Origin of the sequence: Capnocytophaga sp. H4358, assembly GCF_002302515.1 — a bacterium.
GTDB classification, from domain to species: Bacteria; Bacteroidota; Bacteroidia; order Flavobacteriales; family Flavobacteriaceae; genus Capnocytophaga; species Capnocytophaga canis.
In genome coordinates, this window is the sequence record NZ_CP022380.1 from 744,221 (window position 1) to 768,479 (window position 24,259).

Annotated in this window: 9 protein-coding genes and 4 CRISPR repeat arrays; of the genes, 4 read left to right on the forward strand and 5 right to left on the reverse strand. The window is 33.1% G+C overall.

Annotated features, from left to right (window positions below; genetic code table 11):
* Positions 1 to 341: 341 nt before the first annotated feature.
* From CGC49_RS03165 to CGC49_RS03175, 3 genes are all read left to right on the forward strand, one after another.
* On the forward strand, positions 342 to 1,034 hold the full coding sequence (locus CGC49_RS03165; RefSeq protein WP_095911826.1) for a hypothetical protein: 693 nt from the start codon (positions 342 to 344) through the stop codon (positions 1,032 to 1,034).
* A 158-nt stretch (positions 1,035 to 1,192) separates the two neighbouring features.
* Complete coding sequence (locus CGC49_RS03170; protein WP_095911827.1) at positions 1,193 to 1,573, forward strand: hypothetical protein; 381 nt, start codon at positions 1,193 to 1,195, stop codon at positions 1,571 to 1,573.
* A gap of 278 nt (positions 1,574 to 1,851) precedes the next feature.
* Positions 1,852 to 4,409: direct repeats of the CRISPR family, unit length 46 nt; unit sequence GTTGTAAAATCCTTTCAAAATCTGTAACTTTGTGATTAGTTACAAC.
* A 1,184-nt stretch (positions 4,410 to 5,593) separates the two neighbouring features.
* Positions 5,594 to 7,642: direct repeats of the CRISPR family, unit length 47 nt; unit sequence GTTGTAAATTGCTTTCAATTTTCCGTAACTTTGTGATTAGTTACAAC.
* A gap of 942 nt (positions 7,643 to 8,584) precedes the next feature.
* A CRISPR array of direct repeats spans positions 8,585 to 9,314; the repeat unit is 46 nt; unit sequence GTTGTAAAATCCTTTCAAAATCTGTAACTTTGTGATTAGTTACAAC.
* A gap of 156 nt (positions 9,315 to 9,470) precedes the next feature.
* Entirely contained in the window at positions 9,471 to 10,430 is a 960-nt protein-coding gene (locus CGC49_RS03175) for an IS30 family transposase (protein ID WP_095911828.1), read from the forward strand.
* Between the two features lie 23 nt (positions 10,431 to 10,453).
* On the opposite strand, the gene CGC49_RS03180 is transcribed toward CGC49_RS03175, so the two are convergent.
* From CGC49_RS03180 to cas9, 5 genes are all read right to left on the reverse strand, one after another.
* Positions 10,454 to 11,656 (reverse strand): IS256 family transposase, encoded by a 1,203-nt coding sequence (locus tag CGC49_RS03180; protein WP_095893597.1) that lies wholly within the window; start codon positions 11,654 to 11,656, stop codon positions 10,454 to 10,456.
* Positions 11,657 to 13,980: 2,324 nt separating this feature from the next.
* Positions 13,981 to 16,535: direct repeats of the CRISPR family, unit length 46 nt; unit sequence GTTGTAAAATCCTTTCAAAATCTGTAACTTTGTGATTAGTTACAAC.
* Positions 16,536 to 16,780: 245 nt separating this feature from the next.
* Positions 16,781 to 17,119, reverse strand: a complete 339-nt coding sequence (cas2, locus tag CGC49_RS03190) for a CRISPR-associated endonuclease Cas2 (protein ID WP_095911830.1) — start codon at positions 17,117 to 17,119, stop codon at positions 16,781 to 16,783.
* A complete protein-coding gene (cas1, locus tag CGC49_RS03195; RefSeq protein WP_095911831.1) occupies positions 17,116 to 18,009 on the reverse strand; it encodes a type II CRISPR-associated endonuclease Cas1 in 894 nt (297 codons plus the stop codon). The genes cas2 and cas1 overlap by 4 nt, the downstream gene beginning before the upstream one ends.
* Before the next feature lie 6 nt (positions 18,010 to 18,015).
* The gene (locus tag CGC49_RS03200) at positions 18,016 to 18,441 is read right to left on the reverse strand and encodes a PIN domain-containing protein (protein WP_157908987.1); all 426 of its coding nucleotides are present in this window, start codon (positions 18,439 to 18,441) and stop codon (positions 18,016 to 18,018) included.
* On the reverse strand, positions 18,425 to 22,849 hold the full coding sequence (cas9, locus tag CGC49_RS03205; protein WP_095911833.1) for a type II CRISPR RNA-guided endonuclease Cas9: 4,425 nt from the start codon (positions 22,847 to 22,849) through the stop codon (positions 18,425 to 18,427). The genes CGC49_RS03200 and cas9 overlap by 17 nt, the downstream gene beginning before the upstream one ends.
* Before the next feature lie 267 nt (positions 22,850 to 23,116).
* Here cas9 and CGC49_RS03210 point away from each other — a divergent pair, with 267 nt between their 5' ends.
* Complete coding sequence (locus tag CGC49_RS03210; protein WP_232745195.1) at positions 23,117 to 24,250, forward strand: beta-ketoacyl synthase N-terminal-like domain-containing protein; 1,134 nt, start codon at positions 23,117 to 23,119, stop codon at positions 24,248 to 24,250.
* Positions 24,251 to 24,259: the final 9 nt, after the last annotated feature.

Here is a 24,259-nt window from a genome sequence, read left to right on the forward strand (position 1 = left end):
TGAAATGTGTCTCTTGGTTGTAGTTCCTTTATCGAATAATTACTTAAGACGATGAAATATAAACATTTAACTTCGGAGCAAAGGTATGAAATAAAAGTGTATTTAAAATACGGAAAAGCTAAAAAATTATTAACGAGTTAATTAGGTTTACATCTCAGTAGCATTACTTAAAATGAAAGCACCAAACAAAAAGGATTTTTTGATTATGTTCTTTATTTTTTGCATATCTTTGCTAACGTGGAGCGTAACTTTCAAAAAAAATGTACTTTCTTTTCTTGTACATTTAGATTTGCAATTTACATGAAATTTAAGACAAAAATAATGAATTTTATACCAATAAAATGAATATGGTCACAATAGAAGACATAATCAAGTTAGAAATATCAAAAGAGGATGTTATATTGTGTATTGAAAAAACAAAAAAGCACGAGTTTATTAACAATCTCAGATACAGACATAAAAATGTTCAGTTTGATTGCAAATTGCGTGGATATATTGGAGAATTAGCGATTGCAAAATGGTTTGCAAATAATGATATCACTTTAAGCTCCACGAATTATTTGGAAGATGGGGAAAATATAGATATTGATTTTTTGGTAAAGGGTAAAAATATAGAGTTGAAAACGTCTCTTATCCCCGACGCAGACAAAAACCTCGCTACTACTATTTCTAAAAGAGACATAAAGCTTATTAAAAGAGGGAATGATAGCATAGAGCAACTACGAGGTGATATTCATATGCAAATTTATTTTTCCCATAAAACAAAAGAACGCGACAACTGGCTAAAAACCCAAGACATCAACCTACATAATGATTCTGAATATCTCTATAATAAATTCCAGGCAGATCAATATTTAAACACAACCTTTTTTGTAGCATGGATTGATAAGCCTTCCTTGATAACAACAATAAATTCAATTCCAATTAGTCAAAGATACTGGAGTTTCCGTTATTCGCAGCGATTTTTTTGGAATTGTAAACTTAATGTGAGTCGTAAACCTATTGAACTAATATCTTATATTAATAATCTCTAAGTTTATGTAAATTCCTTTCTATAAAAACATTTGATGCTCAACTAAATTTACACAAACAAGTTCTCTAAAGTTCAATAGCAAACGAACAAAACCTTAGTTCTAAATTCCAAAACACGAAAGTTAACACGTTGAAAATAAAAACCTTAATTCTTTATAAAATGAATAAGCAAGATAATATAATCATCTACGGAGTCCAATACCCAAATCCCGATAGTGTGCATTGGGAAGCAGAAGAATGCATCGACTTTCGTCTTTCCAGCATAGAGTACAGAACATTACTTCAAGGTTATCCTCCTGATTGGGACTGTCGCTATGCACCTTTCCAATTTCAAGATTGGCTATACATAACACGTTCAGGATTTTGGCTAAAAAAAATCAAATACGAAAAGCAAGAGGATGGTTTTTATCATCTTTCTCGACATCTTACGTCAGAAAAAGGACGAGGACATAATTTACTGCTTGAAATCTTTTGTAATGGATACTTTAAACCTTCATTATTTGAAGTCGTACAAAGAGCGGGCATATTAAATCGTCTGTAACTTTATGATTAGTTACAACAATATCAACATGGATAACATGCGAGAAATCGTTGCAAATTGCTTTCAATTTTCCGTAACTTTGTGATTAGTTACAACGATATAGAAACGGAACTTTATAGACTTCGTGTTGTAAAATCCTTTCAAAATCTGTAACTTTGTGATTAGTTACAACGATATAGAAACGGAACTTTATAGACTTCGTGTTGTAAAATCCTTTCAAAATCTGTAACTTTGTGATTAGTTACAACTTGGAAACTTTAAAGTACTGCCTTTTTTGGGTTGTAAAATCCTTTCAAAATCTGTAACTTTGTGATTAGTTACAACTAAACAACTTTCTAAATTGCTTTTGACTGTGTTGTAAAATCCTTTCAAAATCTGTAACTTTGTGATTAGTTACAACTGCGAGAAAATTGCCGTAGATAGCGATGTGGTTGTAAATTGCTTTCAATTTTCCGTAACTTTGTGATTGGTTACAACTCTTCTATTTCGTTTTTTCTGTTTGTATTTGTTGTAAATTGCTTTCAATTTTCCGTAACTTTGTGATTAGTTACAACATCACACATCTCTATTAAACTTTCTCTTTCGTTGCAAATTGCTTTCAATTTTCCGTAACTTTGTGATTAGTTACAACATTGGCATTAGGCGTATAGCTTACTGCCTAGTTGCAAATTGCTTTCAATTTTCCGTAACTTTGTGATTAGTTACAACAGTCAAAAAATAGTAGATTATCACATCAAAGTTGTAAAATCCTTTCAAAATCTGTAACTTTGTGATTAGTTACAACATAAGCTGAACGCTTGAATGTTCCTCCTTTGTTGTAAAATCCTTTCAAAATCTGTAACTTTGTGATTAGTTACAACTCGTGAAATATATCCGCTCAATGGAAGAATGTTGTAAAATCCTTTCAAAATCTGTAACTTTGTGATTAGTTACAACGATTTTGATACTCTCGTCCACGACAAGAAAGTTGTAAAATCCTTTCAAAATCTGTAACTTTGTGATTAGTTACAACTCGTAGCAATTCGTTTTCACTTTTTAGCCTGTTGTAAAATCCTTTCAAAATCTGTAACTTTGTGATTAGTTACAACTCGCCAGCCGCTCGATGCCCGAGCCGAAGGGTTGTAAAATCCTTTCAAAATCTGTAACTTTGTGATTAGTTACAACAGCTCCTGCGTTGGGTTATGCTCATATTCCGTTGTAAAATCCTTTCAAAATCTGTAACTTTGTGATTAGTTACAACAAATCCTTTCCATTATGAAAACAAATGTAAGTTGTAAAATCCTTTCAAAATCTGTAACTTTGTGATTAGTTACAACATCGGGGAAAATGATTTGAGAGATATAATGGTTGTAAAATCCTTTCAAAATCTGTAACTTTGTGATTAGTTACAACCATGTATTGCAACTAAACGATAACAGGAATGTTGTAAAATCCTTTCAAAATCTGTAACTTTGTGATTAGTTACAACAGGATAAACTTAGTAGAATTTGCCTTAGCAGTTGTAAAATCCTTTCAAAATCTGTAACTTTGTGATTAGTTACAACTTTTTATTACGCGATATCAACTGCTTCAGGGTTGTAAAATCCTTTCAAAATCTGTAACTTTGTGATTAGTTACAACGCGAACTTTACAGCACAACGCAACTTAGCGGTTGTAAAATCCTTTCAAAATCTGTAACTTTGTGATTAGTTACAACAAATAACGGCAGAACATTAGGGGATTCTTCGTTGTAAAATCCTTTCAAAATCTGTAACTTTGTGATTAGTTACAACAGAACACTTCAATCCTATGCAGACAATCGGGTTGTAAAATCCTTTCAAAATCTGTAACTTTGTGATTAGTTACAACAGCTTTACTTCCAGTACAGGTGTGGAGTGTGTTGTAAAATCCTTTCAAAATCTGTAACTTTGTGATTAGTTACAACTATATCGCTCCCAGATAGGTCATTGGCGACGTTGTAAAATCCTTTCAAAATCTGTAACTTTGTGATTAGTTACAACATAAATCTTATCTGTTACCTTATAAACTCTGTTGTAAAATCCTTTCAAAATCTGTAACTTTGTGATTAGTTACAACAGTGTAGAACCTGATGGGGGGCTCAATCTCGTTGTAAAATCCTTTCAAAATCTGTAACTTTGTGATTAGTTACAACACAGGTCGTATTTTGTATGTTACACCAGCAGTTGTAAAATCCTTTCAAAATCTGTAACTTTGTGATTAGTTACAACTAAACAATTTTTTAGCCCAAGATGAAGCCTGTTGTAAAATCCTTTCAAAATCTGTAACTTTGTGATTAGTTACAACATTTCATTACTTGACTGCGGAGGTAAAGTCGTTGTAAAATCCTTTCAAAATCTGTAACTTTGTGATTAGTTACAACTTTTAAAGTTACTTTTTCAGCCCTGCATCTGTTGTAAAATCCTTTCAAAATCTGTAACTTTGTGATTAGTTACAACGAGGATTCATTACAGGAAGATCTATATCTCGTTGTAAAATCCTTTCAAAATCTGTAACTTTGTGATTAGTTACAACTAAAAATGAGCAGAACATTTAGGAATGTTAGTTGTAAAATCCTTTCAAAATCTGTAACTTTGTGATTAGTTACAACAAAATAAAAAATGACAAATACTAATTTATAGTTGTAAAATCCTTTCAAAATCTGTAACTTTGTGATTAGTTACAACAATTTCTCTACAAAGAACAAATTGATATTCGTTGTAAAATCCTTTCAAAATCTGTAACTTTGTGATTAGTTACAACCTATTAATCGACTGACAAAGGTTCTGTCAAGTTGTAAAATCCTTTCAAAATCTGTAACTTTGTGATTAGTTACAACATGTAGCGTACAGAATGGGCGGTCAGAACAGTTGTAAATTGCTTTCAATTTTCCGTAACTTTGTGATTAGTTACAACGGACAAGATGTGTTACATCAAATGCCTAACGTTGTAAATTGCTTTCAATTTTCCGTAACTTTGTGATTAGTTACAACTTTCAGCATTTGAGCATATTGATTGTCGTAGTTGTAAATTGCTTTCAATTTTCCGTAACTTTGTGATTAGTTACAACAGCGATTTTAAAGGAAGTTGGCAGAACAAAGTTGTAAATTGCTTTCAATTTTCCGTAACTTTGTGATTAGTTACAACCCAAGCTCCACAGCAAACCCCTGTGTACAGGTTGTAAATTGCTTTCAATTTTCCGTAACTTTGTGATTAGTTACAACGTTTAAAGGAGAAAAACGCATCCTCTGCCCGTTGTAAATTGCTTTCAATTTTCCGTAACTTTGTGATTAGTTACAACTATCTGTTTATTTGATGTTATAGGCAAAAAGTTGTAAATTGCTTTCAATTTTCCGTAACTTTGTGATTAGTTACAACTTTTTCAAAGTTTTCTAAGATGGTTTCCATGTTGTAAATTGCTTTCAATTTTCCGTAACTTTGTGATTAGTTACAACAAAAACAAGCAAAACTACAAGCCAAACAAGGTTGTAAATTGCTTTCAATTTTCCGTAACTTTGTGATTAGTTACAACCCTGAACAGGGTGATTCGATTCCGCCAAAGGTTGTAAATTGCTTTCAATTTTCCGTAACTTTGTGATTAGTTACAACTGCTGCGGACGTAGTCGCAATGGATTCGCCTGTTGTAAATTGCTTTCAATTTTCCGTAACTTTGTGATTAGTTACAACGCTTCGGATTCTGTGTATTTGGGTTCTCTCGTTGTAAATTGCTTTCAATTTTCCGTAACTTTGTGATTAGTTACAACGGGGTATCAGTAGCAACAGCTAATCGCATAGTTGTAAATTGCTTTCAATTTTCCGTAACTTTGTGATTAGTTACAACCGATAGGAGCAATTGAGATGTCAGAAACAGTTGTAAATTGCTTTCAATTTTCCGTAACTTTGTGATTAGTTACAACAAATGCCAATCATTACAATAGATGCTGATGGTTGTAAATTGCTTTCAATTTTCCGTAACTTTGTGATTAGTTACAACTGAGGAGACAGTCATCCCAAAGGCGAATTGTTGTAAATTGCTTTCAATTTTCCGTAACTTTGTGATTAGTTACAACTCCGTGTAAGTGTGCGTTTCGGTTTTGGTGGTTGTAAATTGCTTTCAATTTTCCGTAACTTTGTGATTAGTTACAACATTAAAGGATTTTGTATCAAAATGTTAGGTGTTGTAAATTGCTTTCAATTTTCCGTAACTTTGTGATTAGTTACAACAAAAAAGTAAGCTATGGAAGTTACATTATTGTTGTAAATTGCTTTCAATTTTCCGTAACTTTGTGATTAGTTACAACGATGTTGGCATCTGACATTATTAACGAACTGTTGTAAATTGCTTTCAATTTTCCGTAACTTTGTGATTAGTTACAACAGTACTTTGTATGTTTTCTTACCATAGCCTGTTGTAAATTGCTTTCAATTTTCCGTAACTTTGTGATTAGTTACAACTTAACATACAAAGATAATGAGGCACTTCCGGTTGTAAATTGCTTTCAATTTTCCGTAACTTTGTGATTAGTTACAACCACGTTCTCGGTGTGTCTTCTATGGTTAAGGTTGTAAATTGCTTTCAATTTTCCGTAACTTTGTGATTAGTTACAACTTGATTGACTTTCATCACAAAGAAAAAGCGGTTGTAAATTGCTTTCAATTTTCCGTAACTTTGTGATTAGTTACAACTACGGTTGTTTTTCTTTGTCAAGATTTCTTGTTGTAAATTGCTTTCAATTTTCCGTAACTTTGTGATTAGTTACAACTTTTAGCATTTGGGCATATTGGTTGTCATAGTTGTAAATTGCTTTCAATTTTCCGTAACTTTGTGATTAGTTACAACGTTTTTGTTTTCGTTTCAACAGGATACCAAGTTGTAAATTGCTTTCAATTTTCCGTAACTTTGTGATTAGTTACAACCCAAAGGTACGTTACCTGTGCCTGTGGTTGGTTGTAAATTGCTTTCAATTTTCCGTAACTTTGTGATTAGTTACAACATACGTTCTGTTTTGAAGTGATACAACGGGGTTGTAAATTGCTTTCAATTTTCCGTAACTTTGTGATTAGTTACAACTCTTGTGCAGTGTCTGTATAATTTGCTCGGGTTGTAAATTGCTTTCAATTTTCCGTAACTTTGTGATTAGTTACAACCTCTCGGATAATCCTAACGACACCCGTAGCGTTGTAAATTGCTTTCAATTTTCCGTAACTTTGTGATTAGTTACAACTGAGCAAACATAATTTTATAGTATCATTTCGTTGTAAATTGCTTTCAATTTTCCGTAACTTTGTGATTAGTTACAACTTTTGGCAGTTTTGGCAGTCTTTTTTTTGTGTTGTAAATTGCTTTCAATTTTCCGTAACTTTGTGATTAGTTACAACTATCATCAAAGAAGCCTCGAGCGGAGATTAGTTGTAAATTGCTTTCAATTTTCCGTAACTTTGTGATTAGTTACAACTGCGGGTTCGCTTCTTTCCATCGATGACCGGTTGTAAATTGCTTTCAATTTTCCGTAACTTTGTGATTAGTTACAACCGGGCAAAACCAATTCTCAAAGAAAGAGCAGTTGTAAATTGCTTTCAATTTTCCGTAACTTTGTGATTAGTTACAACAGGCATTTGGTAGGACTTATCAAAGGAATGGTTGTAAATTGCTTTCAATTTTCCGTAACTTTGTGATTAGTTACAACCCGACAATGTCGCCCGAAGCTATACGGGCAGTTGTAAATTGCTTTCAATTTTCCGTAACTTTGTGATTAGTTACAACTCGGTGCTGTTGGTTGTATTGTGCATCCTAGTTGTAAATTGCTTTCAATTTTCCGTAACTTTGTGATTAGTTACAACAGATGATGAAGATTTTATAAGTGCCGACAAGTTGTAAATTGCTTTCAATTTTCCGTAACTTTGTGATTAGTTACAACTCACAGAAGTATGTGGTTTGAGCCCCGCCAGTTGTAAATTGCTTTCAATTTTCCGTAACTTTGTGATTAGTTACAACCTGACTCAATAACTGAACTTGTTCAGTAGAGTTGTAAATTGCTTTCAATTTTCCGTAACTTTGTGATTAGTTACAACAAATCATTTTTGTCATACACCGCTAAGGTGGTTGTAAAATCCTTTCAAAATCTGTAACTTTGTGATTAGTTACAACTTGTCTACGCATTTATCTTTGTTTGCCTCCGTTGTAAAATCCTTTCAAAATCTGTAACTTTGTGATTAGTTACAACGCAAATAGCTATCAATGAAATGGAAATTGTGTTGTAAAATCCTTTCAAAATCTGTAACTTTGTGATTAGTTACAACTATGTATTGTATTGTGTTAGAAACGTTTTCGTTGTAAAATCCTTTCAAAATCTGTAACTTTGTGATTAGTTACAACTTTCTACGCTTTCGGCTATGGAACTGATAAGTTGTAAAATCCTTTCAAAATCTGTAACTTTGTGATTAGTTACAACCAGCCAACACTTTACGCAATACCTTTGATGGTTGTAAAATCCTTTCAAAATCTGTAACTTTGTGATTAGTTACAACAAAGAGCTTTCGTCCCAATCGGGATATTTCGTTGTAAAATCCTTTCAAAATCTGTAACTTTGTGATTAGTTACAACGATGATTGACATCAGTGGATTAGACTATTAGTTGTAAAATCCTTTCAAAATCTGTAACTTTGTGATTAGTTACAACAGTCTTTGATGATGCTACTCAAAGAATTGCGTTGTAAAATCCTTTCAAAATCTGTAACTTTGTGATTAGTTACAACGTACAGCCAATATCACGAAGCTGCACCGAAGTTGTAAAATCCTTTCAAAATCTGTAACTTTGTGATTAGTTACAACCGGAAGGCAAACATCCCTGGTATTCCGATCGTTGTAAAATCCTTTCAAAATCTGTAACTTTGTGATTAGTTACAACAGTAGAAATGAAAGGCAAGTTTGCAACACAGTTGTAAAATCCTTTCAAAATCTGTAACTTTGTGATTAGTTACAACTAGCGTAAGTTCGCAGTCCTCAATGAATTGGTTGTAAAATCCTTTCAAAATCTGTAACTTTGTGATTAGTTACAACAAGAGTTGGAATGGGAGGAGAACCGCAGTGGTTGTAAAATCCTTTCAAAATCTGTAACTTTGTGATTAGTTACAACTGTTACCTTATGTAAATATATTTAAGGATAGTTGTAAAATCCTTTCAAAATCTGTAACTTTGTGATTAGTTACAACAGGAAGGTTTTGCGGAGGGTGGATACACCTGTTGTAAAATCCTTTCAAAATCTGTAACTTTGTGATTAGTTACAACTTAGTGAAAGACACTAATACAAGCTATACGGTTGTAAAATCCTTTCAAAATCTGTAACTTTGTGATTAGTTACAACTTCTTACCGTACTGCTGTTTGGTTCACAGCGTTGTAAAATCCTTTCAAAATCTGTAACTTTGTGATTAGTTACAACAAGAAGTTATCGTAAAACATAAGCAATCTAGTTGTAAAATCCTTTCAAAATCTGTAACTTTGTGATTAGTTACAACCACCTTCTATTATGCCCCAATCAAAAGTATGTTGTAAAATCCTTTCAAAATCTGTAACTTTGTGATTAGTTACAACTGCACTCGTTTTAGCTTGTTCGTCCGAGATGTTGTAAAATCCTTTCAAAATCTGTAACTTTGTGATTAGTTACAACCAATTCACGTGTAATCAAAATGGGCTTCTTGTTGTAAAATCCTTTCAAAATCTGTAACTTTGTGATTAGTTACAACTACTGTTATGCTTAAATTCCATTAGTAAGTGCAATTTTTTGGGATCGTTTTTCTCTCTTTTTTCTTTGGGCTAGCCCAAAGAAAAAAGAGAGAAAGTAAAAAAACTTTCTCCCTTCAAAAAAATGTTATTTCTTTGTCAAATAACCAAATAAGACAATGAAATATAAACATTTAACTTTGGAGCAAAGATACGAAATAAAAGCATATCTTAAATGTAATAAATCACAAAAATTTATTGCTCAGCAAATGGGCGTTTCAGAAAGCACTATCAGTAGAGAGCTTAAGAGGAACAAACTCAAAAGAGGGGGGTATAACCCTCAAAACGCTCAGGAACAAGCCAATATTCGCAAGGAAAGATTTGCCGTAAACAGGAAGTTTACCCCAAAGGTAGCAGCTTTTGTAGAAGAGAAAATAAGGCGGGAACAGTGGTCTCCTCAGCAAATCGTAGGTTACTGTAAAAAGCACGAAATAAGTATGGTAAGTACTGAAAAGATTTATCAATATATCCGAGAAGACAAGGAAAAAGGAGGAGATTTATATCAATATTTAAGACATCAGTTAAAACATCGAAAACGCCCCGTTTCAGGCAAAAAAGAAGTGATAAAAAACCGAAAACCAATTCGTTTACGCCCTGAAATCGTTTTGACTAATGAAGAATTTGGACATTTTGAGGTAGATTTAATCGTGGGGGCAGAACATAAAGGAGCGATTCTGACGATTGTAGAAAGAAAAACAAAATTTCTAATAATGAGGAAGTTAAGTGGTAAAAATGCAAAAAGTTTAGCCAAAGCAATGATATACGCTTTGCTCCCTTATAAAGATTATGTGAAAACCATTACCAGTGATAATGGATTAGAATTTTCTGAACATGAGTATATTAGCAAGAAATTAAGTTGTGATTTTTATTTTGCCAATCCGTATTGTTCTTGGGAGCGAGGATTGAGTGAAAATACCAACAAACTTGTACGACAATATATCCCTAAGGGTACTTATTTTGAGAAAATTAGCAAAGAGAAGATTAAAGAAATTCAACATAAAATTAACCGAAGACCGAGATTAACATTAGATTTTGAAGAACCTAAAAATTTATTTGACACTATCCCTCTAAGTGTGTAAGTTAAAAAGTTGGGGTTAAGTTTTTATAGTTTGAGTCTTTGTGCAAATATAAGCATAAATTGGTTCAAGACAATCCCCCAATTTTGGATAGGCATACTCCACTTTTTGGTAGCTTCTCTCAAAGCCAAGAAAACGGACTTTTGCACAGCTTCGTCTGTTGGGAAAGACAGCTTGTTTTTGGTGTATTTCCGAATCTTACCATTCAGATTCTCAATAAGATTGGTTGTGTAAATAATTTTTCTTATCTCTAACGGAAAATCGAAAAATACGGTCAATTCGTCCCAATTGTCATACCAAGATTTGATAGCATAGCCGTATTTTGACTCCCATTTTTGGGCAAAATCTTCCAAAGCAACCTTGGCAGCTTCCTTGTTAGGGGCAGTATAGATGTGTTTCATATCGGCTGTAAATTCTTTTCTGTCTTTGTAAACCACATACTTACAAGCATTCCTAATCTGATGAACCACACATATTTGCGTTTGTGATTGGGGAAAAACCGTGCGAATGGTTTGCGTAAATCCGTTTAAATTATCGGTGGCAGTAATGAGAATATCTTCCACTCCACGAGCCTTTAAATCAGTGAGAACGCTCATCCAAAAGGCGGAACTTTCATTCTTTCCGAGCCACATTCCTAAAACTTCCTTTTTTCCCTCTCGATTCAAGCCCACAGCAAGGTAAATGGTTTTGTTGACAACTTTTGAGTTCTCACGAACTTTAAAAACGATGCCGTCCATCCAAACAATCAGATACAGCTCGTCCAACGGGCGGTTCTGCCAAGCGACCATTTCATTGGTAACCGCATTGGTAATCCTTGATATTGTGGAAGTTGATACTTCAAAGCCGTACATTTCTTGGATTTGTTCTTCGATGTCGCTTACGCTCATTCCTTTGGCATAGAACGATACGATGATGTTTTCCAAACCATCGATAACGTTCTTGCGTTTAGGGACTAACATTGGGTTAAAACTACCGTCTCTATCCCTAGGAACTTGGATTTGTTCTTCGCCAAAGGAAGTTTTTATCTTCTTGGAAGTGTGTCCGTTACGATAATTTCCATCTTTGGTTTTGTCATGTTTTTCGTTGTCCAAGTGAACGTCGAGTTCGGCATTGAGCATATGTTCCACCGCTTTTTTGTGGAGTTCTTTAAAGAAACCTGTCAAGTCCTCAGCAGTCTTAAATGACTTGTAAAATTCTTTGCTGTTGAGCAATTCTTCCTTGTTAATCATATCTGTTTAAATTATGGGTCAAAAATAGTTAAAAAGTTATTTCCGAAATTTTTTTTGAGCTTTTAAGGGCTCAAAAAATTTCAGAATAACTTTTCAACTTACACAGATTATGGGATACTCCTATTTATTTTATAAATTCGTGGCATAAAAAATTGCACTTGGGGGTTGAATCTAAGATGATTATGAATGTTATTGAACCGTTGTAAAATCCTTTCAAAATCTGTAACTTTGTGATTAGTTACAACTCCGAACCTAATGGTAAAAAATAAACCTGTGTTGTAAAATCCTTTCAAAATCTGTAACTTTGTGATTAGTTACAACCCTGTTAATAACCAATCAATGCTTATGTTGGTTGTAAAATCCTTTCAAAATCTGTAACTTTGTGATTAGTTACAACCAACTTGAACAACGTCCTGAACTACTTTGAGTTGTAAAATCCTTTCAAAATCTGTAACTTTGTGATTAGTTACAACAATAAATGTTATATATTTGTAATGTAAAACGTTGTAAAATCCTTTCAAAATCTGTAACTTTGTGATTAGTTACAACCTTCTGTTTTAGTTATCATACTCTTCTCATGTTGTAAAATCCTTTCAAAATCTGTAACTTTGTGATTAGTTACAACGGTAAGGGAATCCTTTGGGATACTTTTTTTGTTGTAAAATCCTTTCAAAATCTGTAACTTTGTGATTAGTTACAACTAATCTTCTTTTTTATCCTTTTCACATCCAGTTGTAAAATCCTTTCAAAATCTGTAACTTTGTGATTAGTTACAACTGATAATCAACATCTTGCGTAAATCCGTATGTTGTAAAATCCTTTCAAAATCTGTAACTTTGTGATTAGTTACAACTATAAGAAACATATCCAGTTTTAATATTTAGTTGTAAAATCCTTTCAAAATCTGTAACTTTGTGATTAGTTACAACAAATAGCGCAAGATTATAATAACGCAATAGTTGTAAAATCCTTTCAAAATCTGTAACTTTGTGATTAGTTACAACTTCGGCTTCTATTTCTAATCCATAAATACAGTTGTAAAATCCTTTCAAAATCTGTAACTTTGTGATTAGTTACAACCATCCTTTGGCTATTGTCGATAGTGCTGCTGTTGTAAAATCCTTTCAAAATCTGTAACTTTGTGATTAGTTACAACTTTTGCAAGTATTACGTCTTTATTGAATACGTTGTAAAATCCTTTCAAAATCTGTAACTTTGTGATTAGTTACAACTGGAATAAGTATCATATGTAATTATTTTTTGTTGTAAAATCCTTTCAAAATCTGTAACTTTGTGATTAGTTACAACATATATGAATGAAACCATAAATTCTCGATTGTTGTAAAATCCTTTCAAAATCTGTAACTTTGTGATTAGTTACAACTCATCAAGATGTAAGGGTCTGCTCCTTGCGTTGTAAAATCCTTTCAAAATCTGTAACTTTGTGATTAGTTACAACACAAACGGTTTATGGGGCTTCAGATTTGAAGTTGTAAAATCCTTTCAAAATCTGTAACTTTGTGATTAGTTACAACAATATGCGCCCTATATTTGTAGGTCAAAATGTTGTAAAATCCTTTCAAAATCTGTAACTTTGTGATTAGTTACAACCCATTATTTTGTGTGCTACGGAATTTTTGCGTTGTAAAATCCTTTCAAAATCTGTAACTTTGTGATTAGTTACAACTTACCTTTCGTTGCTTTGCAGTAATGAACAGTTGTAAAATCCTTTCAAAATCTGTAACTTTGTGATTAGTTACAACGCCCCGACCTTTTGAGCCTTGAAAACAGATGTTGTAAAATCCTTTCAAAATCTGTAACTTTGTGATTAGTTACAACCATACGATTGATTTTTGTCTGAAAATATAGTTGTAAAATCCTTTCAAAATCTGTAACTTTGTGATTAGTTACAACTTCCAAAATGATACCCTCTTTTGTCTTTCCGTTGTAAAATCCTTTCAAAATCTGTAACTTTGTGATTAGTTACAACACAATGTCAAAAAATACATTTGGAAAGCCGGTTGTAAAATCCTTTCAAAATCTGTAACTTTGTGATTAGTTACAACCCAGAAAAATCAGTGACATTTACGTTTTTAGTTGTAAAATCCTTTCAAAATCTGTAACTTTGTGATTAGTTACAACTTGGTTTAGCATCTGACGAACCAGACATTGGTTGTAAAATCCTTTCAAAATCTGTAACTTTGTGATTAGTTACAACTTTCTCCAAAGACTTTATTTCCCAGTTTATGTTGTAAAATCCTTTCAAAATCTGTAACTTTGTGATTAGTTACAACACAGACTGCTGAAAAACTTATCGTAGTAGTGTTGTAAAATCCTTTCAAAATCTGTAACTTTGTGATTAGTTACAACTCTAAAATTGTTTACAAAATGTTTGTTTTTGTTGTAAAATCCTTTCAAAATCTGTAACTTTGTGATTAGTTACAACCCTGTGGTTGCTAACTTTGCAAGTGCTGAGGTTGTAAAATCCTTTCAAAATCTGTAACTTTGTGATTAGTTACAACATAGGGCGATGAAACGACTACGACTATTTTGTTGTAAAATCCTTTCAAAATCTGTAACTTTGTGATTAGTTACAACAAACAATAAAAGTCATCAACGCAGAAGTGCGTTGTAAAATCCTTTCAAAATCTGTAACTTTGTGATTAGTTACAACCTTAATAGACAATAATGTGAAATCCATAACGTTGTAAAATCCTTTCAAAATCTGTAACTTTGTGATTAGTTACAACAACATTTGGAAAATGTACGTTAATATGTATGTTGTAAAATCCTTTCAAAATCTGTAACTTTGTGATTAGTTACAACTTGCCCCCCGCATATTTAGGACTATACGGAGTTGTAAAATCCTTTCAAAATCTGTAACTTTGTGATTAGTTACAACAACTTACTTTTGTGACTTTGACGCTACCAAGTTGTAAAATCCTTTCAAAATCTGTAACTTTGTGATTAGTTACAACCACGTAGGGAAAGGATATATCCATTCCGCCGTTGTAAAATCCTTTCAAAATCTGTAACTTTGTGATTAGTTACAACCGGGCTTTTCTTCGTATTCAAACCCCCATTGTTGTAAAATCCTTTCAAAATCTGTAACTTTGTGATTAGTTACAACGGAAAGTAAATTTGCCACTCATCAACTTTAGTTGTAAAATCCTTTCAAAATCTGTAACTTTGTGATTAGTTACAACAAAGCCCACCGCCACGGCACTATGATTATTGTTGTAAAATCCTTTCAAAATCTGTAACTTTGTGATTAGTTACAACTCCGAACTTGATGGTGAAAAATAAATCTGTGTTGTAAAATCCTTTCAAAATCTGTAACTTTGTGATTAGTTACAACTAAAATAGACTTCATATGTCTTTAATAATAGTTGTAAAATCCTTTCAAAATCTGTAACTTTGTGATTAGTTACAACATAGACCCTGCACTTAACGGAGCTTTATGGGTTGTAAAATCCTTTCAAAATCTGTAACTTTGTGATTAGTTACAACGTCCCTCAAATTGTGGAAGTTCTTGCAGACGTTGTAAAATCCTTTCAAAATCTGTAACTTTGTGATTAGTTACAACTTTACATCTTTTTAAAAATGCTTTTAATATGTTGTAAAATCCTTTCAAAATCTGTAACTTTGTGATTAGTTACAACGGCCTTGCGGCCTTGCGCGCTGCCGCAGCGGTTGTAAAATCCTTTCAAAATCTGTAACTTTGTGATTAGTTACAACATAAAATACCAGCGCATGTGGAAAACAATAGTTGTAAAATCCTTTCAAAATCTGTAACTTTGTGATTAGTTACAACACTAAAAAAACAAGAAAATAGAAGCAAAGTGTTGTAAAATCCTTTCAAAATCTGTAACTTTGTGATTAGTTACAACAATGTAGGGACGAGATACATCTTGTCCGCCGTTGTAAAATCCTTTCAAAATCTGTAACTTTGTGATTAGTTACAACTTCATCCTCCAACTCCTGCTGTTTCTTGATAGTTGTAAAATCCTTTCAAAATCTGTAACTTTGTGATTAGTTACAACCCAACAACGTATCTAAAATGAAAACTAACAGTTGTAAAATCCTTTCAAAATCTGTAACTTTGTGATTAGTTACAACCATTGTCGGGCAGGCATACACCTATCAACTGTTGTAAAATCCTTTCAAAATCTGTAACTTTGTGATTAGTTACAACCCTTGGCAATGAAGCCCGTCTTTAACAAAGGTTGTAAAATCCTTTCAAAATCTGTAACTTTGTGATTAGTTACAACCCTGGCCGCATTCAGAAGATTATTGACCGTGTTGTAAAATCCTTTCAAAATCTGTAACTTTGTGATTAGTTACAACGAAACTATCATCACTGACTTTCATAGCGTCGTTGTAAAATCCTTTCAAAATCTGTAACTTTGTGATTAGTTACAACGAGTATTGTAACGGGTACTTTTTTTATTCTGTTGTAAAATCCTTTCAAAATCTGTAACTTTGTGATTAGTTACAACAACATTTGGAAAATGTACGTTAATATGTATGTTGTAAAATCCTTTCAAAATCTGTAACTTTGTGATTAGTTACAACTATGTTATTTTTTAAAATCCTTTCTATTATGTTGTAAAATCCTTTCAAAATCTGTAACTTTGTGATTAGTTACAACTTCAAAAGAATATTTTGTTCAGGAATACAAGTTGTAAAATCCTTTCAAAATCTGTAACTTTGTGATTAGTTACAACACAAGAAAAAAGCTAAGTTACAAAGTCAATGTTGTAAAATCCTTTCAAAATCTGTAACTTTGTGATTAGTTACAACGTAGGTTCAAAGGTGCTTTGTTTGGAAATTGTTGTAAAATCCTTTCAAAATCTGTAACTTTGTGATTAGTTACAACCTCAAAAGGGACAATCTACTAAAAATCAAAGGATTGCCCCTTTTTATTCAATAAAAAAAACACATGGAAAGTATCTAAAAATTGTATATTTTCTACATTTTTTTATTCCTATTTTGTCCTTTTGATTTACATAAATAAGCCCTTCTATACCGAATTTACCTTGTATACAAACAAAATATAAATCAGTACAACACGTCTTAAATACAGATACTACACGTAATTTAGAAGCTATCTTAATCTACTTACTAAAACAGTTCCAATTGCTGATATGTGGGAGGTAATTTCTCTTTGACTTGTGAATAAAATAATTCGATTTCTCCGAATTGCTTATCTGTTATACACATAATTGCTACTTTACCGTATTTAGGGAGACACGATTTTACTCTTTTTATATGTACTTCGGCATTTTCGCGGCTAGGGCAGTGTCTCGTATATATCGAAAATTGAAATAAAGAAAATCCATCATCTTCCAAGCGTTTTCGGAAGAGATTAGCTGCTTTTTGCATTGCCTTGGTCTCGGTTGGCAAATCGTATAAAACCATTACCCACATAATTCTATAAGCGTTAAATCGTTCGGAATTCATAACATTTTAGGATAAGAAATTTGTCTTTTTTCGCCCGTATAGCATTTGTAAAGAGAGGAAACGGTAGATTTTACCGCAACCAATAGCGGACGCACCTGTTCATCTATTTTCACATCTTTGGTAGCGATTTGCAAAAAATGGGCTTTCGCTTCTTTGGTCAGTTCTTCGGCTTCAGGATTCTTTTCCAACCATCGGATGACCAATAAATCCACAAAAGGACGGTAAGGTTCCATTAGGTCATCTGCCAAACAGTAGGCATTGTATTTATTTTTGTGAAAAATCCCCAAAACGGGCAGTAAACCTGTTTCTACAATGGCTCTTGCCACGATACTTCTCAATACGGAATAACCAAAATTGAAAAACTGATTGGGCGAATCGCCGTAGCGTTCGCGTAAAAAATCGGGGTGAATGAGGTATTTCCAATAGTGCTGTGCAGCGATGCCTTCCATATTACTGGTGTCGCCCGATTTCACTTGGTTGAGATACTCATACATCGGACTGGAGTAAGTTCCAAGTCGTTCCAAAACAGCGGCTTGATTGGCTATTTTGCATTCTATGGTTTGTTTCCACAGCTGTTTTTTGAGCGGTTCGCTGGCTTCTATCTGGTCTTTTATGCGTTGGGAATGAATCGCATTTCCGTGGAGCGGTAGCATTTGTCCGTGTGGGAGATGATGAGCATCGCAACTGATAATCACCACATTGTTTCCCATCAGCCACTGTATCAGCTGATGGGAAATGGTAATCTGAAAGTGGTCGAGCATCAACAAACCCAAATCTTCTACCGGAACGCTCCCTTTCTCTGCTTTGGTTTCAGGACAAACGATTTTCATCTGTTGGTCTTTCAACTTCAAATACGCTGGATTGCCAATATAAATGGAGCGGTAGAGCATAATTTTTTACTTAAAAGGATTTATAATTTTCATTTTCTTATCAACTAATAATCCATCATGCATGTCTTCGGAATATAGAATATCACATCCTTCTAAAAAGGCATCAGAAACAACTATAGAATCATGAAGTGACAACCTATATCTATCCATCAAATATCTGGCTTTGAAATATGTATCTTTTGAATTTATCGTTAGTGGACATATTTTTAATAATTCTAAAATAATAGCTATTGTTTCTTCTTTTGATTTTTGAAACTTACTATTATTTCTCTTGTTATGTAACAAATTCATTAGTTCATTCAATATTTTATTTGATATATAAGGTCTCTTCTCTAATATTTCTATAGCTATTTTAGATTTTATTTCATGTTGATTTTCAATAGCATAAAGGATAATATTAGTATCTACAAAAATTTTATTTGTACTTATCAAATTTTTCACGAATCGTTTTAGATGTTAAGGTAATTATATTTCCCAATCTATCCACATCTATCTTAATACACATCTGTTTCTCTTTAATAAACTCTATTTTATTTAGTTGAGTAAATTCAACCTTATCAACAATTGATTTTGCTACGGTATTAGGCACTGCATATAACCTATTCCCTGTAAAACTTACTATCTTGTAAATTTGTTTCACTTGCTCCTTACTCAATTTGCTAAAATCTACCAAATGCGGATGCTCTTGTTCTTCTTCGGTAGGTATGTACACTAAATCATTAGGAGATAGTGAAAATAATAATCTATTTCCTTTTTCATTCCTATCAGGACAAGAAGGTAAACCTTGTTTTTGGCGTTCAATGACAACATTTAAAGGTATGGTTTCATAACTTCTTTCTCCCTTATCATTGACATAAATTCCAAAAAATAGATTCGTTCCTTTAGCAGCTTCTACAAATTTGGTGTTTTTATTGCCTGAATTTCCTAAGTTGAATTTACTACCCATTTCAAAAACTCGAACTTTATAGATTGGCTTGTGTGCCACACCATCATTAAATTGAGAAATATTCTTATTCATTTCTTCAATCCCTTCTGGTGAAAAGGCTAATTCTGAACTACCTTTGTATTTCAAATAATTTAGCAAAATCTTTTGAATACCTGTATCGGTAATTGATGCTATTTTCTTTTCATCAAAAGTGGCATCCAACGCTTTTCTTGTTGCTGTGAGAATTTTTCCTTTAGGAACTTTTATTCTATTTAAATTCACTTTACCTGAAATCGTATCCTTGTGCAAGGGCTTCCTAATTGCCCAATTGTCTCCTTTCTTTTGCTTTACAAAAACTTTTTTCATCAAACCATCGGCTTGTTTTTCCCATTTTTGGTAATAATTTACCGACTTGTTAATGACTCTATTGTTTTGCTTGAAACTCACAATAATCTGTTCCAACGCCTCTTTGGCATCTTGTGTAAAGGTTTCCCAAGGTTTGTAAAATTCTTTTGCAGCCTCTCGCTCCTTGCCGTCTTTAATGTATTTTTCAATTCGGCGAAGTTTTTTTCTTAAGTCAAATCGTTCGGATTTTTTATTTTCCGAAGCAGATTCGTTATTCAGATAATTGATATGGTCGGCTGTACTACACGCAACAATCAACGCATCCAACGCGTGGTGGCGATGGTCGATTCGTTTTTTATTGAGTTTCATCAATTCTTGTTCGGTCGTGTTAATTTGGAAAACTTTTTTACCCTCTTTATTTTCCCAAGAACCATATTTTTCATAACCCGCCATTTGATTCAATCGTTCGAAACGAGGCGTAATCAGCTTGTTCCATATATCATTCAAGCCCCAATCTTGTTTCAATCTAGTGGTTACTCCTCCCGATGAAACAATTACTTTTTTGGCTCTTGCTTCTTCCTCGCCATCTTCTCGCACAATATTAGACAACAACAGATTAACGACTTTACTGATATATCTACTATCGTTTAATTGCCTTTGAATAAAATCTTCAGGGATTTCGTCCATCAATAATTTTTTTCGTTTTAAACTATTTTTTGAAAAGTATTTTTGAACAAAATCCTCGTAATGTTCTTTTTTGAGAATAGTTACCGTTTCATTTCTGCCAATAGGTACTTTCTGTCCACCGAAATTCTGAATAAATTCATAAGCCAACTGATTATCTTTTAATTCATTGACCTCTGCTTCGCAAATAATTTTATTCGACAAGCTATCATCAAAATAGCGTGATTGCGGAATGATATGCTCAATTTGATATGCTGAAGTAAACAATTTGGAAAGGGGAATCATTTCACCTGTGTAAGGGGATTTGTAGCCTTGCTCTAACCAAAGTTTATAACGATTGATTTCTTTTGTCGTCGGTTGGTTTTTCTTGCGAATTTTAGTAATTTCCTCCAAAACTTTTTCATCTTGTTCATTTTCATAAACACCTTCTTCGTAAATTTTTAAAAGCTCTTGTTGCATCGGTGAATACGGACGCACCTCTTCCACTCCGTCATTTAAAAGCTCTGACAATAAAAGCTTTATGCGGATATTAGTATTTTCGTTTTCAGTAATGCGTTCTGTCATTTTTTTGCGTTTATCGGCAGGATTTTTCATTTCTCTTCCCAATTCTATGTGAATTTCATCGAAGAAATTTTCTTTGCCTTCGCCATAATATTCCCAAATTTCGCGAACAGTTTGCAAGGTTTCATTTATAATTTGTTCTACAATTGGGTTACGAAGTGAATGTTGTTTGAGCAATTCTATTTGGTCGGCTGTTTTCCAATATTTAATTTCCGAGACTTCCGAATGTCGGTTATAAATGATATAACTTGTCAACCACAGAGGAAGTCCTTGAAAGTGTTCATCACGAGTTAAATGAATTGCTTTTTCACGAACTCTATTTTTGAGTTTTTCATCATATTCTCCTGTTTGAATTTTATCAATGCGTTCTTTTGTCTTATCATCTATGTTTTCAAAATCCCAAAATTTCCCAAAACGCATTAAAGTCAATAGTCTTTTAATAGCTTTTTCGGAGAAAGCACCATAATTCTTTTCCATTCGAGGAAATTTTGAAAAAGCAAGTACAAATTCCTTAGGTAAATTATACTTTTGGGCGAATTTAGTTAAACCACTTTCGATAGCCACTTTATCTTCAACAGAATACAACAAATGCCAAAGTCTGTACTCTGTTTCTTTGTTTAAAAAGTTTGGGGATAACTTATTTTTTTTCAATACTTTTAAAAATTCACCACGAGTTTCATTCAGAGGATAAACTTTATCTTGTACATAATTCCAACGAAAATATTCTTCCAATCCCATTTCAATATCTTTCTTTTTGGGTTTTTCTTCTAATTTTTGAACCAAAATTTTTCTCACCGCTTCTTCCAATTGAAAAGGTGGATATTTCAACAATTCTTTTTGGGATATACTAGCCTTATCATTCAGCCATTCCAAAAATTGCTCTTTAGCTTCTATTGTAGGTAAAAGTTCATCCGTAATATCAATATCTGTTTTATCGTCCTTCTTATAGATTTTCAAATTATGAAACCATTGTAATAATCTAAATTCTTGATAGATAGGATTGGTTTTAGCAATACATTTTATTCCTTCAGTCTTCTCTTTTCGTTTTCCGTTTTCTTCTACAACAAAACTTCTCTCTTCCAAAGTGCATTTTGCTATCAGCGATTTTTTACTTTTCAGTGGTCTTTGGTAAAAAATAATATCTTCCACAAAAAGATATACAAACCCTCGGTCTGAAATATTTTTCTTATGAGCCTCATTGTGAGGATATAGTTCCTCAATACAAGCCTTGTACAAATCCTTGGTAAAAATTTCGGGTTGTAATTCTATTTGTTTTTTAAGGATTTTTATCAATTCATCTTTGTAGAATTTTCTTTCAATGGTTCTGATGAGTTTTCCTCTTATTTTTTGATTAGGTTCTTGCAGTAGCGTGTCATAGATATAAGCACCTACTGTTTTTTCGGAATAGTTGATTTTATCCTCCGTACTTTTTTTAATTGCAATCCAATCTTCTTCTGAATTTACGGCTTTAAAACTTCTGTCTTCTTTACCTTCTTTATCAACTTTAATAGTGCCATCTTCATTGAGTTTTTCAGTAACAATAAATTCTCTTATTTTTCCTTCCCAATCCAAAAAATTCTTGCTTGTGCGACGATAAATCCAACCATTTTCCAAATGCACATTGTACCAAGTATCCCCTTTTTTATCCTTGCCGTCTTCTTCTACTTTTACCACTTTAAGGGCATAGAATTTTATAGATTTACTTTCGTCTGCTTGTTCATCTTCGCCCCTTAACTGATAATAACCTCTTTTTTGATTGAAATTCAATAATAGCCAAGCCAACTCCTCTTTGGATATTTTCTCACTGAGAGCCTTTTTTCGCAGATAGTAGATTGTCCAATCATAAGGAATTTGGCTTTCCTTTCCATTGGGTTTTGTATAAAATAATTGTGGTTGTTGTTTTCTGAAATCAGCAACCATCTCCTCAAAACTTGATTTAAAAATAAACTCGAATTTATCTTCCTCATTTTTAGCATACGGAAGTTTTGGCTCTTGATTTTCCTTGAATTGTCCCAATCGTTTTTCAAAATCAATGACATTAGCATAATGAGTGGGCAAAAAACCTAAAATATTTAGCACTCTATGTAGTCGTTCTCTCCTTAAATTATCTCGCTGATATAGTTTTCTTGTACTTCTAAATCTGGTTCTTTCAGCCGTTTGCGAAATAGACTGACCTGCATCAAATTTTCCTAAAATATCCTGAGCCATCGGAATAATCCTGCTTCCCATCCCAATGATTTTTCCGTATTTTTCTTCGATATTTCTTTCAATCAATGCCCAACCAATAGAGTTTGTCCCTAAATCGAGACCAAGTATGTGTTTCATAATTATTCTTATTAAATTTTTATGAGGTAAAATTATAAAAAATATTTTGTTTATTCAAATTATTTTAGTTAACTTTGCACCATTGAAAGGATTTTACAATAAGGATTATTCCGTTGTGAAAACATCTAGTGCCTCGCCTATCTGCGGGGCTTTTATTTTACATCCTCTTAATTATTTCCTATTAAGCCTTTGAAATTGGGAAAAATCACACCTTTCAAATCCTAAATAATAAAAATTCCTTACTTTTGCATATAAAACTTTTAAACTGTGAACATATCAATCGTCGGAATGGGTTCGATTTCTGCTTTAGGAAATTCTTTTACAGAAGTCTGCCTGTCATATCAAAATCCAATATCTTTATTGAAGCCTTATGGTGAGGTTCCTATGGGAAAACTCTCTGAAAGCGGTCTGACTGCTGTAAACAACTTACGACTATCATCACCGGCATATACCAACTTGGACGATACAGTTTTATTTGCAATTATATCAGCCCGACAAGCAGTCAAACAGGCTAATTGGTGTGATGGTAATTTTGGTGTAAACATCGGTTCTTCTCGCGGAGCGACAACTCTTTTTGAAAAACATCACTCCTATTTCATTGAAAATAAAGCATGTGAAACTTTAGCTTCTCCAACTACTACGTTAGGAAATATTGCTTCGTGGGTTGGTCAAGATTTAGGGAGTATAGGTTTTGAAATGTCTCATTCCATCACCTGTTCAACATCTTTACACGCTGTCGTTAATGGTATTGCATGGCTTCAAAGTGGTATGGAACAGCGATTTTTAGTCGGTGGAAGCGAAGCTCCGTTAACTCCCTTTACTATAGCTCAAGCCAAAGCTTTAAAAATTTACAGCAGCCTAACGGATGATTTTCCCTGCCGAGCAATGGACGTACACAAAAAGCTAAATACGATGGTTTTAGGTGAGGGAGCTTCTGTTTTTTGCTTAGAAAATGGATTGAAAGACAATCGATTAGCAGGAATAACAGGAATCGGATTTGCTTCTGAGAAATTAACTCACAATGTATCTCTTTCGGCCAATGGCGAATGCTTACAAAAATCTATGCTGATGGCTTTACGAAATACAGACGTTTGTGATATAGACGTTATTATCACCCACACTCCAGGTACTATTAAAGGAGATTTAGCAGAAATCACAGCTATCCGAGAAGTTTTCAAAGAATCTGTTCCTTTTATGACTAATAATAAATGGAAAATAGGACATACATTTGGTGCAAGTGGTGCTTTGAGTCTTGAAATGGCAATATGTATGCTCCAAAAACAGGAAGTTTATAGCGTTCCTTATGTTGAAAAACAAAAGAAACCTGAAAAAATAGAAAAAATACTCATTAACGCTGTTGGTTTTGGAGGAAATGCTGTGAGTATTTTAGTCGAAAAATAATTTTTGTAC

Bases quoted from the DNA above. Each gene is read 5' to 3' on its own strand.
- cas1 (WP_095911831.1), bottom strand. From the start codon at position 18,009: ATGCTCTACCGCTCCATTTATATTGGCAATCCAGCGTATTTGAAGTTG.
- cas9 (WP_095911833.1), bottom strand. From the start codon at position 22,849: ATGAAACACATACTTGGTCTCGATTTAGGGACAAACTCTATTGGTTGG.
- CGC49_RS03180 (WP_095893597.1), bottom strand. From the start codon at position 11,656: ATGATTAACAAGGAAGAATTGCTCAACAGCAAAGAATTTTACAAGTCA.
- CGC49_RS03170 (WP_095911827.1), top strand. From the start codon at position 1,193: ATGAATAAGCAAGATAATATAATCATCTACGGAGTCCAATACCCAAAT.
- cas2 (WP_095911830.1), bottom strand. From the start codon at position 17,119: ATGAATTCCGAACGATTTAACGCTTATAGAATTATGTGGGTAATGGTT.
- CGC49_RS03175 (WP_095911828.1), top strand. From the start codon at position 9,471: ATGAAATATAAACATTTAACTTTGGAGCAAAGATACGAAATAAAAGCA.
- CGC49_RS03165 (WP_095911826.1), top strand. From the start codon at position 342: ATGAATATGGTCACAATAGAAGACATAATCAAGTTAGAAATATCAAAA.